General features: G+C 52.6%; 12 protein-coding genes and 1 other RNA gene. 1 reads left to right on the forward strand and 12 read right to left on the reverse strand.

All coding sequences use genetic code 11. The annotated features are described in order from the left end of the window. The 3 genes from argS to smpB form a co-directional block, all read right to left on the reverse strand. A partial coding sequence (gene argS / locus VLH40_05340; GenBank protein ID HSV31432.1) for an arginine--tRNA ligase occupies positions 1–1,490 on the reverse strand: 1,490 nt, incomplete at its 3' end. 397 nt (positions 1,491–1,887) lie between these two features. Continuing rightward, positions 1,888–2,243: a transfer-messenger RNA gene (ssrA, locus tag VLH40_05345) on the reverse strand. A 42-nt stretch (positions 2,244–2,285) separates the two neighbouring features. Beyond that, on the reverse strand, positions 2,286–2,741 hold the full coding sequence (smpB, locus tag VLH40_05350) for an SsrA-binding protein SmpB (GenBank protein HSV31433.1): 456 nt from the start codon (positions 2,739–2,741) through the stop codon (positions 2,286–2,288). A gap of 307 nt (positions 2,742–3,048) precedes the next feature. Between smpB and VLH40_05355 the strand changes: the two genes are divergently transcribed. Beyond that, positions 3,049–4,008 carry a tetratricopeptide repeat protein gene (locus VLH40_05355; protein HSV31434.1) on the forward strand — a complete coding sequence of 320 codons (960 nt, stop codon included), beginning with the start codon at positions 3,049–3,051 and terminating at the stop codon, positions 4,006–4,008. A gap of 33 nt (positions 4,009–4,041) precedes the next feature. Here VLH40_05355 and VLH40_05360 read toward each other — a convergent pair whose 3' ends face one another. From VLH40_05360 to VLH40_05400, 9 genes are all read right to left on the reverse strand, one after another. Continuing rightward, a complete protein-coding gene (locus VLH40_05360) occupies positions 4,042–4,446 on the reverse strand; it encodes a DUF1667 domain-containing protein (protein ID HSV31435.1) in 405 nt (134 codons plus the stop codon). Continuing rightward, positions 4,406–5,665 (reverse strand): FAD-dependent oxidoreductase, encoded by a 1,260-nt coding sequence (locus VLH40_05365; GenBank protein HSV31436.1) that lies wholly within the window; start codon positions 5,663–5,665, stop codon positions 4,406–4,408. The genes VLH40_05360 and VLH40_05365 overlap by 41 nt, the downstream gene beginning before the upstream one ends. Further along, positions 5,655–7,100 carry an FAD-dependent oxidoreductase gene (locus tag VLH40_05370; GenBank protein HSV31437.1) on the reverse strand — a complete coding sequence of 482 codons (1,446 nt, stop codon included), beginning with the start codon at positions 7,098–7,100 and terminating at the stop codon, positions 5,655–5,657. The genes VLH40_05365 and VLH40_05370 overlap by 11 nt, the downstream gene beginning before the upstream one ends. Further along, entirely contained in the window at positions 7,087–8,529 is a 1,443-nt protein-coding gene (locus VLH40_05375; GenBank protein HSV31438.1) for an FGGY family carbohydrate kinase, read from the reverse strand. The genes VLH40_05370 and VLH40_05375 overlap by 14 nt, the downstream gene beginning before the upstream one ends. Beyond that, positions 8,522–9,118, reverse strand: a complete 597-nt coding sequence (locus VLH40_05380) for a glycerol-3-phosphate responsive antiterminator (protein ID HSV31439.1) — start codon at positions 9,116–9,118, stop codon at positions 8,522–8,524. Before VLH40_05380 ends, VLH40_05375 begins: the two co-directional genes overlap by 8 nt. Before the next feature lie 525 nt (positions 9,119–9,643). Then, the gene (gene pyk / locus VLH40_05385) at positions 9,644–11,056 is read right to left on the reverse strand and encodes a pyruvate kinase (GenBank protein ID HSV31440.1); all 1,413 of its coding nucleotides are present in this window, start codon (positions 11,054–11,056) and stop codon (positions 9,644–9,646) included. 539 nt (positions 11,057–11,595) lie between these two features. Further along, positions 11,596–11,976, reverse strand: a complete 381-nt coding sequence (locus tag VLH40_05390; GenBank protein HSV31441.1) for an ATP-binding protein — start codon at positions 11,974–11,976, stop codon at positions 11,596–11,598. Beyond that, positions 11,870–12,373 carry an ATP-binding protein gene (locus VLH40_05395; protein ID HSV31442.1) on the reverse strand — a complete coding sequence of 168 codons (504 nt, stop codon included), beginning with the start codon at positions 12,371–12,373 and terminating at the stop codon, positions 11,870–11,872. Before VLH40_05395 ends, VLH40_05390 begins: the two co-directional genes overlap by 107 nt. Positions 12,374–12,387: 14 nt before the next feature. Continuing rightward, positions 12,388–12,768, reverse strand: a 381-nt coding sequence (locus VLH40_05400; GenBank protein ID HSV31443.1) for a hypothetical protein, incomplete at its 5' end; no start/stop codon positions are given.

Below are 12,768 nucleotides of genomic sequence, written 5' to 3' on the forward strand. Positions count from 1 at the left end.
ACGACGGCCGGGAGTCTGAGTTGTGCACTCTTTCGGATAACTTCCGGAAAATAGACAAGTTTTTTGACCAGCTCTTTTTCCAGGTCTCCGGAGAACGTCGAGGGAAACACCGGATCCCCCAGCAGATGTTCCAGATTTTTCCTTTCCGCTTCCCGGAAAATCGAAGCGATCCGGGCATGGGCGTATTGCACGTAATAGACCGGATTATCCATCGATTGCTTTCGGGCTTCTTCAATATCGAACTCCAGGTGGGTGGCCGGGTCCCGCATCAAGAAATAATAGCGGGCGACGTCAACGCCTACTTCATCGATCAGATCCCGAAGGGGAACGAATTCTCCTTGGCGGGTGGACATGCGCTCCGGTTGCCCGCCGCGCAGCAGGGTCACAAACTGGACGATGAAGATTTCCAGAAAATCCTCAGGAAGCCCCAGCGCCTGCATCGAAGCCTGCATTCGGGGAATATACCCATGATGGTCCGCACCCCAGATGTCAATCACCCGGTCAAACTGCCGGGCCCATTTATTCCAGTGGTAAGCGATGTCTGAGGTAAAATAAGTAGGCATCCCGTTTTCCCGAACCAGGACCCGGTCTTTGTCGTCTCCCCACTGGGTGGTTTTGAGCCATAAAGCACCGTCCCGGGTATAGGTGTATCCCTTATCCTGTAGGAGGGAAACGACCGACTCCACCTCCCGGTTGTCGAAAAGGGTTTGTTCACTGAACCACACATCGAACTCAACCCGAAAATCACGCAGGTCCCGTCGGATCGATCCCAGGATTTTGCCAATCGCATACTCCCGGAAAAGGCGCAGGCGCTCCGGCTTCGACTGATTCAGCGTGTTCGGGCCATGCTCCTGCAGGCAATCTCGGGCAACCGCGATGAGATATTCACCAAGATATCCACCTTCCGGAATAACCAGAGGTTCTCCAAGAAGTTCACGGATCCGAGCTTCAAGCGAGAGGCCCAGCATATCGATCTGTCGCCCGGCGTCGTTGATATAATACTCCTTTTCTACCTGAAAGCCGGCTTTACGGAGAATACGGGCCAGAGAATCGCCAAAGGCAGCACACTTGCCATGGCCAACATGGAGAGGCCCCGTTGGGTTCACACTGACAAACTCGACCTGTATCCTTTCACCGGCACCAACGTCGAGACAACCGTAGTCGTCACCCTGTTCGAAGATTTCCGGTAAAAAAGAGAGCAGAAAAGAATCATGGAAGAAAAAATTGATAAAACCCGGTCCGGCGACGTCAATTCGGGCTATGTCGCGGAACGCTTCGGAAAGACTGTTTTTCAACTGTTGGGCGACCTGATACGGAGATTGCTTGAGTCGCCTGGAAAGAGAAAAGGCGATATTCGTCGCCAGATCCCCGTGAGATTTGTCTCGTGCCGGTTCAACAGTATAAGTTGGGATATCCAAATGACCGGGAATCTGTTCCTGCAATACCTTTTCCAGTAAACCTTTCACATGCTCAGTTATCAGGTTGCTCATAATACGATCTCCATTTCTGCCGACTCCGATCCCAGCGGACCCCGAGTTCTTTTTATACAAAAAACAGCCCCAACATTTTTCCGGGGCCGTGCTGGACCAGCTGGGTCCTGTATGGATACACACAGGATCGTTTATATACAACTCCAAGAGGTGTTGAAAGCCAGGAATTCGTTTACTTTCACTGCAACATTACATCATTATATAATGTTTAATTTCTATCTTTAACCGGAAAAAGTCCAATCAAGAAAGGAGCTAAGCGGTCGGTACCCCACGGCAGCGTTCAGGAAAATTGAGTATGGGGTAAAAGTACAAAGTTTTTCCACCTATTCGATCATTGTTCACCGATCACCATTTCTACTTAAAGAGGAATAGGTCAAAAATGCCAGGTCAGGGAATCTGGTGGAGGCGGCGGGAATCGAACCCGCGTCCGGAACTCATGAACGATAAGAGCCTACGAGCGTAGCCTCAATTTTGATTTTCGTCTTCTTCCTCTCCCTGAGGCCGGATAGGAAGCCGACTACCCCGGGTATGTCTTACTTCCAGTACCCAGGCGGTTCCGGAAGCCAGCCTGTTTTTTGACGCCGTCCCAGACCGGACAGGCAGCCGCTCCAGGGGCGTGCCGCTTTTAATTAAGCAGCGTAAGCCAGAGTATCGTTGGCGTTTGTACGTTTCCACCTTTTTTACGAGCCCCGGTGGAGACCTCGGCCCGCCTCTTATCATTCATCCGAGAACCGTCGAAACCTTGTCGCCCCCGGATCGTCTTTTGCTCTATTGTAACGGTAACAACCGTCCTTTTCAAGACTCAAACCGCTTCTTTTTCACTCTTTCTAGTTCACGGTTCATTTCCTTTTTCTGGATTTCCCGCCGTCGGTCATACAGTTTTCGGGGCTTAACCAGGGCTATTTCCACTTTTGCCCGGTTTTTATCGGAAAAATAAACGCGCAGAGGGACGATAGTCATTCCTTTTTGATCGGCTTTCGCGCTCCAGCGCACGATTTCTTTCTTGTGCATCAACAGGCGCCTTGTCCGTTTCGGGTCGTGGTTATAAACGCTCCCGAAGTCATATGGCGAGATCTGCAGGTTGAATAACCACATTTCCCCTTTTTCCGAGCGGGCATAGGCGTCGGTCAGGTTGACCATATGGTTTCGCAATGCCTTCACTTCCGTCCCCTGCAGCTCAATGCCGACCTCCAGGGTATCCTCGATCTCGTAGAGATGGCGGGCTTTTCGATTTTGTGAAACGACTTTCATAAAAATCGAACCTTTCACGTAACTTAGAAATAGGAAGAACATCTCTGTGTGCTTTTCTTATTCTGGAAAAAAACAGTATTTTATCAAGATTGATCAGTATAACATCGAGCCTCCGGTTTGCCAAGGGAAGGCAAACAGACTATCATACATAACGGACGGAGGAAAAAATTAAGAATTCAGACGGGGGAGTCGCGGGGACAGGAAAAAGAGGCCAATAGGGAAGGTTAACAGTGGTTGTGACCTTCCCGGGGGACTCTTGTTGCGTTAGCGCATTTACACGACCACGCACACACAGGAGGATGATCGAGTGATAGATAGTAGGATCCCTTTACTGGATGACGTCAGACTATGGATTGATCTTTACGGGAAAAAGGTGGCGAGTCTGCGCGACCAAAGAAATACTGAAATTGAACTCCTGCGGTTACGGGATTCGATTCAGGACGCCCTTGATCATTACCGGGAAAAGGGAGCATATCTCGATCCGGAATGCACACGCTTGGGCAATCATGACAGCGCATTTCAGGGAAAGGCATTTACTTTTGTCCGAATGACCGGCAGCAAAAAGTTGGCGAACGCTCGCAATCTCCTTACGCCGGCTCCGGAACGGTGGTGGTGGTTTCTCGATCGTACGGTTTCGGAACAAAAGAGGCGATGGTTAAAAAAATTTCTCAAAAACCTGTCGATCGCCGTGAGCATCTTTTTGGTTGTTTATTTTGTATTTCTTCGGCTTCCCCCCGATGAGAAAAAGTATTTTGACGTCCTGTCTTCCATCGAACAGATCGCCGACGACTTCACCCGGACGCCATACCCCGCACAACAGGAGATCCTTCTCCAGGAAGGGTATGAGTTGAGCCTCTCTATCCAAAATCTCTTTCCCGAACGCTCAAATCCTTACCTGATTGCCGGGGTGATTCAGGAAATCCGCAGCCAGGAACCGGTTGCGTCGACCCTCCTTGCCGAGGCCGCTATGCGTTTTGAAGACGAAAAGGATTTCCTGGTGGAAAAAGCGGGATGGTTCATCCGCTTTGGAAAGCTCGATGCCGCCTTCAATAGTGTTGCTTTGGCGCTGGAAGGGGATCGGAACCATCTTGGCGCCTGGAACCTGCAAGGGATGATCTTCGAAATGCAGGGAAACATCCCGGAAGCGCTTAGGACTTACGAACGGGTGCTCGAGTTGGCCGAGGAACAAGGAGTGACCACCCTCATTCCGATTACCCGGATAAAAATGGCCATGCTGCGACTGCGCCCGCCCATGCCGGTTCCCTGAAAAAAATGTTCGAATACATCTGGACGGCCAAACTCATAAAGTATCGGACAAAATTTCCGGAACCGTACGGGTGGCGAGAAGATCAATATCCTGGGCAAGAAGGTTTCGGACAATCACCGCCCCCCGCTGGATAGGCGCCACAACCTCGAGGGACTTGACTGTCTGCATCAATTCCGGAATCAGGCGCAGGGGAAACGGCGCGCTGGTTCTGACCGGAAGCCGGCGGATGATCCCGTTTTGAATTCTCACCGTAGTGGTGACTACGCGCCGGGGATCGGTCAATTCCCGACGAGCGTACCCTTCCCCCCTCGCGCAAGAGTGCCCATCAAAGCGAACCGCTAAAACATCCTGTCGTACGGCGATTTGGCAGCCCAGCGGGCAAACTGTACAAATCAGGTCACGAGATTCCTTCAATGGCTTTTCCTCTGATATCCACATACACCGGTCCTCCTTTATCCGGCCAGGGAATGGTTGCAATATCCAGACGGATCATTTCGCTAGGACGGCACACCGGAATTCTTCTTTGGAAAAATGCCTCATCCCGGTGGATTAGCCGTACAACGCCGTCGGCCAGAGCTATCGAAGGCCTAATGAAAAGATCTCCCTCTTCCATCGAGCGGATGATTTGGGGAATCACCAGCCGCACGCTCGCAGCGCGATGAAGTGTATAACGAACCGAGCCTTGAGGCGCAAACTCCGCTGCCCTTCTGCCAGCCCGCTCAGACACTATACTAACGTAATCAACCAGGTCAAACACCGCGGAAACGTTCCCGCAGGCATAATACCCAGGGATCTCCGTCTGAAATGATTCGTCGACAAAGGGACCTCCACTGGCTCCGTAGATAGGGATTCCAGCTTTGCGGGAGAGTTCGTTTTCCGGAATGAGACCGACCGATAACAGCACCGTATCGCATTCCAAGTCCTTTTCCGTCCCCGGTATGGGAATCCAATCCCGGTTGACCCGGCTTAAAGTAATCCCGTTCACCCGGTCTTTTCCATGAATCTGAGTGATAGTGTGGGAAAAGAGCAATGGAATATCGAAGTCAAGCAGGCACTGGACATAGTTTCTGACCAATCCGCTCAGGGAATCCCGGATTTCCACCACCGCCTGTACCCGAACTCCTTCCAGCATCAACCGCCGGGCAACGATCAACCCGATATCACCGGAACCAAGAATAACCACCTTTGTTCCGGGTAAAAAACCTTCCACATTAATCAGGTACTGGGCCAGCCCGGCAGTGAGAACCCCTGCCGGTCGGGAACCGGGGATCAGAAGCATATCCCGGGTTTTTTCTCGACATCCCATGGCCAATATCACCGAATGGGCCCGGATAGTATGTACCCCTTGCCGATTAACCGCCCGAATGGTCCGGTCCGGGGTGGCATTGAGGGCTGTAGTGCCGGTCATGACTTCTACTCCGGTATTTTCCAGTTTCGCCTGGTATTCTTCGGCGTATTCGGGACCGGTAAGTTCTTTTCCGAAAACGTTAAGACCGAAACCGGGATGGATACACTGATTGAGTATGCCTCCCAGATGTTTTCCGCGTTCCAGCAGGATCACCTGAGCGGCCCCGTTTTCCCAGGCAGATAGGGCTGCCGCCATGCCGGCCGGGCCGCCTCCCACCACCACCACATCAGCCGACAGATCAACCGGCATAAGTCTTTTCCCTTTCCTTGGTTTCCAGTAATAAGAACCGTGAGTCGGGTCCTGATTTAAGGAGTTCAAGAGGTTTCAGCCCCCTGACTTCCGATAGGATGCGGGGTAGGTTCATCAGGCAAAAACTACCCTGGCAACGGCCGGCCGTGACCCGAATCCTCTTTTTCAAGCTATCGAGAGTCGCGCATCCCGGCGAGTGCAGCAAGATATGTTTCACTTCGGCCAGAGTCACTTCTTCACAACGGCAGACGATTTTCCCCCAATCGGGATCCTGGGAAATCAGACGGTCCCGGGTTGCCCAGTCGGTTTCCCGAAACACCGGAAAGGCCCGCCGCCGGACAAAGCGTGTTTTCTCCCGCTGGTTAAGACCCCGGGTCTGCAATAGGTCCCCAACGTACTCGGCGATTCCAAACGCTGCAGTCAGACCGGGGGATTCCGCCCCGGCAATGTGAAGAACCCTGGAATATTGAGTGGAAAAGAAAATATAAAAATCCCGGTCGGGCAGTGTCGGCCGCACACCGGCAAAAAGGTGAATGGTCTGTTCCAAGGGGATTCCCGGAGCCAGTCGGCGGGCTCCGGCGGCCACTTCGCGCAATCCCCGGTGTGTGGTAACAACTGTCTCCCGGTCTAAAAATTCAAAATTAGGACCGGCTAGGACGTTCCCTTCCGGGGTGGGACACACCAGGATTCCCTTACTCTTTTCTCCGGGCACAGGATACAACACCCGATTGACGAAACCGTCGCACTCCCGGTCCAGCAGATAATACTCTCCCCGGACCGGCAACAAGGGAGCCAAAGAATCACCCGTACCCTGAATCAGGTCTGGCGCTCCGAATCCTCCGGCAGTGACCACATACGAGGTTTTATAAACCCGATTTGGAGTTTTCAAGCGAATCTGCGATCGGTCGTTCTCAAATCCCTCAACCTGTTCTCCGAATTGGAGATCAACACCGTTCAATCGGGCTGTTTCCGCCAGACCGATGGTCAGATGAAATGGAGAGATGACAGCGACATGAGGATCGAGATACGCCGCATACAGCGCCGGGTTCACGTTGGGTTCTATCATCAGGGTTTCCTGTGGTCCGAGGATTTCGCTGTCCGGATACTGCCCCCGCTCTTCGATCAGGCGTAAATAGTCTACTTCAGCTTTTTCCAGGGCCACGGTCAGAGCTCCACAGCGGCGGACCATGAGATCGCATTCAGTGATGGCTTGTTCCAATCGTTCCAGGGATCTGAGATGCATGGCTCCCTTGAGGCTTTCCGGTGTCCAGTAGCTGCGTGAATGCATGACCCCGGAGTTGGCTTTGCTCACCCCGCAACACAAATCGGATTCCTTTTCCAGGAGGAGGACGGCCAGGTCAAACCGGGAGAAATACCAAGCCAGGGCACAGCCCACAACACCGCCGCCGACAATGATCAAGTCATAGCTTTTCATCGTGACGACTCCATCCCCGAACCCGTTCGATCCCCCGCTGCCATTTCGCGAGGTATCTTCGCCTTTCGCTTTCGGACATTTTCGGCGTATACAGAGTACCGGAGAACCTTTTTTCCAGTAAGTACTCTTGCTCGAGATAGCCCAGCCGGTTGGCCATTAAAAAGAAAACGCCCAGTGAGGTGGCTTCCGGATCAGGAAACAGACGGATATTTTTCCCGGAAACATCAGCCTGGAATTGCATGAGGAAGGCGTTTTGGCTCATTCCTCCATCCACAGTAATTTCCGTGATACCAGGTACGCTCAGACACAGTTGCTCGATAAGCGCAGCAGACTCCAGGGCCACCGCCTCCAGGCAAGCTCGGACGATTTCTGCCCTGCCCACCGCGGGGGTTAACCCCAACATTGCACCCCGGGCATAGGGGTCCCAATGCGGAGCGCCTAAGCCGCAAAAAGCCGGTATGATCACCAAATCATCTATGGTTCTGGCCTGCCGGGCCAAATCATCGGTTTCTCCGGCATGAGTGATCAGCCCGGTGTTCTTCAGCCACTCCATGAGCGCCCCGGCACTGAAGGCACTGGCCTCCAGAGCGAAAACCGGCCGGTCCGATACCTGGGAAGCCAGAGTGACGATCAATCCTTCCGAATGACAGGGGGTGGTATCGCCACAGTGGGCCAGCAAAAAACTCCCTGTTCCGTAAGTATTTTTCACATCGCCAGGCTTCAAGCAACCTTGTCCCAGAAATGAAGACTGCTGATCACCAAGCATCGCTAAAATCGGAACCGTTCCCCGACGGGTCTTTGTCTCGCCAAAGCGATGGAATGAGGAAACCGCTCGGGGAAAATTAACCCCCTCGAGGGAAAACATTCTAATGATCTCTCGATCCCATTCCAACGAGAAGATATTGTACACCATGGTCCTTGAAGCATTAGTATAGTCGGTCAGGTAAGACTGACCACCGGTCAGTTTCCAAAGAAGGAAGGAATCGAGGGTTCCAAAATAGGGAACGGTACCTTTAGGTACGTGCTCAAGCAACCAGACCAGCTTACTCAAAGAGAAATACGGATCGAGGATTAATCCGGTCCGGCTATAGAGAAACCCTCGCTCTTTCTGGTGCGCCTCACACCACGGCGAGGTCCGCCGATCCTGCCAGACGATGGCCGGGTAAAGCGGTGTTCCCCCTCCATCCCAAATCACCGTGGTTTCCCGCTGGGTGGCTAATCCGATTCCCTCCAGGGGAACGTCAATCTTCCCGAGAGCTTCTTGCACCGACCAGGCAATCGCTTCGGGATCGCATTCCACCCATCCCGGTTTCGGATAGGCCAATTCCACCGGATAAACCTCCCGAGATATCGTTTTCCCGGTCCGATCCCAAACCATCAGCTTCACACTGGTGGTCCCCAGATCGATTGTCAAAAAATACCTATCCAAGCTGTTCCTCCCTGTTCAGTATCCACAATTCTGTCGCACTGGTCGAGACGGCCCGAGCCCCGGCTTGGATAATAGTCCTGACTTCCTGTGGTGATCGGATAAAACCTCCGCAGATCAAAGGGGGTATACGATCGATTACAAAAAGATCTTTGATGCCCGGGAAAATAATTCCCGGGAGAATTTCCAGGGCATCCGGTTGTAGACGGGAAACGATCTTCATCCCACTGGCCAGTGATTCACTGTCCAACAGGAATAAGCGAAGTATGGTCATAAACCCGACCTTTCTGGCCAGCTCGAGCACTCTCGTCCGGGTGGAAATCACCCCCAGCAATGAGGGATAAATATTTCGCAGAAAGCGGATACCACTTTGATCCGCCGATAATCCGGTCAGTAAATCGAGGTGAAGAAATACCGAAGCCGAGTTAATCGGCAACGCTTTAAGAGTCATGTCCAGGGCATTGATGTCCTGCTCCAGAAGAAAAAAGACCTGGGGCAGTGACAAAAGGTCCGGGGATAGTCCGGGGAGAGTCCCCGGTCGGATTGCTCCAATGACCGGCTTACCACCAAGAACGTTCAACAGGCTGGACATCTTATCTCCCTTGCGATGAGATGGTAATCCCCAACGGCTTTTCCCTCGCCTGTAAAAACCATAAAAAAAGCCTTCCCCGAGCATAATAATACAGGGAAGGCTTTCTCCTGGTCTCCAAGCCACAAATATTATAACACAGGCCTGGCCCGGGGACAATGATGCGCTGTTACGCGCTGAATTATAATACTCCCCAAAAACTGGACAGGGCAAAGGGGTATAGGTTTTTTTTGGCTCTCTATATCCTTTCGGATGGATTCGATTTTTCTAATTACGCCGTTCCATTGACCGCGGCCGGGCATTTCTTCTATTCGTCATTCCTGAATTTCAAGGGAAAGGAGTATCTCGGGTCCTCTTGATGGAGTTGTTCTGAGCGGCCAAAAGTCGCAGATATCGTGAGGCGGAAGGCTCCTCGATCGATGCCGCCAACCGAAAAATGTGTCTGGAAGCGATGGGTACAGGAGAACAGATTTCCCGGAAATACGCCTTCTTCGAAAAACGCTGGGCAGAATAGACCGGAAACTGGGGTCAGATTCTTTCTACCTGGAGTAAGTTAGTCAATCCTGGCTTTTTGAGCGGTACACCGGCGGTGATCACGATATTGTCACCCTTGCAGGCAAGACCGGTCTTGAGGCTTATCTTTGTAGTTTCTTCGACCAGGGCTTCCTGGGTATCGAATACCGGTGTGTACTTGGGGATCACCCCATAGCACAGGGACAATCCCTCAAGGGTGCTTCTCACCGGGGAAAGCGCCAGAACCGGTTGACGGGGTCGGAAACGGGAGACCCGGCGGGCGGTGCTCCCGGAATACGTACAGGTGACAATCAGTGGGAGATTGAGTTTTCTAGCGATTTCTACGGCGCCAAAGGCTACCGCACACGAGGTGTCAGTTTCACCGTCAAGCCAACTCTCATTGTCTCCAGAAAACATGTTTTGTTGTTCAATAAAGCGAGCGATCTGCGAAACCATCATCACGCATTCCTTGGGAAACGCACCGATGGCCGTTTCCCCCGAAAGCATCACCGCGTCCGCTCCATCATAGATCGCTCCGGCTACGTCGCTGACCTCCGCCCGGGTCGGGATCGGTGAATGAATCATGCTTTCCAACATCTGGGTAGCCACGATAACCGGTTTACATTGTTTGCGGCATTCCCGAATGATAATTTTTTGCCAGTAAGGAACCTGTTCGATGGGAATTTCCACACCCAAGTCACCCCGGGCGATCATCACTCCGTCGCTTTCCCTGATGATCGAACCCAGGACTTGCAAAGCTTGTGGCTTTTCAATTTTGGCGACTAAAGCAGGAGCCGGATCATGATTTTTGATCAGGTTGCGGAGATTCTGCAAATCTACCGGAGAGCGAACAAAGGAAAGAGCCAAAAAATCGAGTTCCCAGGTGATAACGGTTTCCACAATAGCCTGGTCCTGTTCGGTAAGAGCCGGAAAACGATCAGGCAGATAAGGAATATTTAGACCCTTTCGGGAAGATAGAAAACCACCCCTTTCCACCTTGCACGTCAGGTTTTCGTTTTTCCGGCTGACCACCCGTATCCTGATCAGTCCGTCGTTTAAAAAAAGGAGGTCGTCTTCTCTAAGGTTTTCAAATACCACATCTTCATTAATAAACAAACCTTCAGCCGTTCCCTCTCCCGAACCTTTTTTGATGACGAGATCCGATCCATCTTCCAGGAAGACTTCTCCACCCGCAATGTCTCCAATGCGCAGCTTCGGTCCGGGTAGATCACCGAGAATACCAACAATTTGGTCTTTTCGGGTGCGGATTTTTCGGATAAGTTCGACTGTCCGGTGATGATCGCTCAGAATCCCATGCGAAAAATTTAACCGGAAGACGTTGACTCCGGAGTCGAGCAGGTTTTCGATACTTTGTTCATTGGCTGTCGCCGGCCCGAGAGTGGCAACAATCTTGGTTTTCTTTTCCATAAGACCTTCCACCTCCTTGGAAAATATAGGCTGTAGCTTTGTAAGAGACCGTCCCAAAACGGTCTTCCCCCATCGTACCTGGGCAACATAGACCAGGTCAAATGGGTTATAGATAGAAAACATAATATTATACAGATATATTGGTATATTTTTACCCGTTTATGTGATATTATACTGGTATAGATCACCCGACCAGGAGGACATTCCCATGATGGGCACCAGCGGCCGACAGCTGCACTTCGCCGATATGGACCGATGGTACCCCCGGATCCCCCCGGGACTCCTTTTACTATCAATTACGCCAGTGGCAGGAACGCACCATCCGGGACCACGACTTCGCCCATCTGTTCTCCACCACCACCGGCCGGACCTCCCTCCCCCCGGTTGACCTTTGTGTCCCTCCTGATCATGCTCCAGCAGAGTTGGAGCTACCGGGAGATGCCCGAAGCGACCCTGTTCGATGACCGGGTCAACTGTCAAGGGCGGTCAAAAATATACAGTTATGGCGGTGAAAAACTATCCACTTCGGGCGGTGGTTTTTATACACCTCCTTCCTGAGTCACCTCCCTCCTCATCAATCCGCTTTCCTGTCTCTCTCGCAACCGATAGCTCCTCCCCTTGATATTCAGGATATGACAGTGATGAAGGAGTCGATCCAGTAACGCAGTAGCGATCACTTCGTTGGAAAAGATCCGGCCCCAGTCCAGGAATCCGGTATTGCTGGTGATCACGATACTCTTACGTTCATAGCGCCGGTTCACCAATTCGAAGAAGAACTTGGCCCCTTCCCCATCCAGGGGGAGATACCCCAGCTCATCGATCAACAAAAGGTCGACCCCCTGGTAGAAGCGCATCTTCTCCTGGAAGCTCCCATTCCGGTAAGCGGTATGCAACCGCTCCACCAGGAGTGGCGGTGACATACTGCACCTTCTGGAAATGCTCGATGGCTTCCAGGGCCAGGGCGATGGCTATGTGACTTTTTCCCACTCCGGGAGGGCCTAACAGCAGGACGTTTTCTCCCTGGGCCAGAAAATGCAGGGTGTGCAGTTCCCGAACCTTCCGCTCCTCGATACTGGGCTGAAAGGAGAAGTCAAAGTCAGCCAGCGTCTTCCGGTAGGGTAACCCGGACATCTTGAGGAGCAACCGTTTCTTCCGCTCCTGGCGGCTGCTCTTCTCCTGCCGGAGCAGATTCCGCACCACCACCAGGGGATCGCTTTTCTCCTGACCGGCCGCTTCCAGGGTACGATCCAGATGGGTTTGCATACCTTCCAACCGGAATTCACCCAACAGCTCCCTCACTTCTTGATGGATCAGCATGACTATCGCTTCCTTCAGGATCCCTCCAGGAAGAGGGCATACTCCTGGAGCCGCCGGCGTTCCACATTCACGCTCAGGTCAAAGTTCAACGGATTCCCCTCCCCATCCACCAGGGAACACAGCACCCCCTCTGCCATTTCCCCGTACACCACTCCCTGTGGTGGGATGGTATCCAAGCGGTAGTGCTGATTGGCGAACACCACATCACCCCGGCTCCGGACCGTTCGCTGCTCCAGCCGGGCCAGGGGATAGGAACGGGTACCGGGAAGGAGGAAGGGCTTTTCCCGCTCAAAGCGGTCTTGCGGGGTTTCACCCAGTACCGAGTGAACCCGCTGGTTGGCCTCGGGAATCCAGTTCAAGCATTTCCCAGTCCCGGTAACTCTGGCCGTAGAGCA

Source organism: Atribacteraceae bacterium, assembly GCA_035477455.1.
In the GTDB taxonomy this organism is placed as follows: domain Bacteria; phylum Atribacterota; class Atribacteria; order Atribacterales; family Atribacteraceae; genus DATIKP01.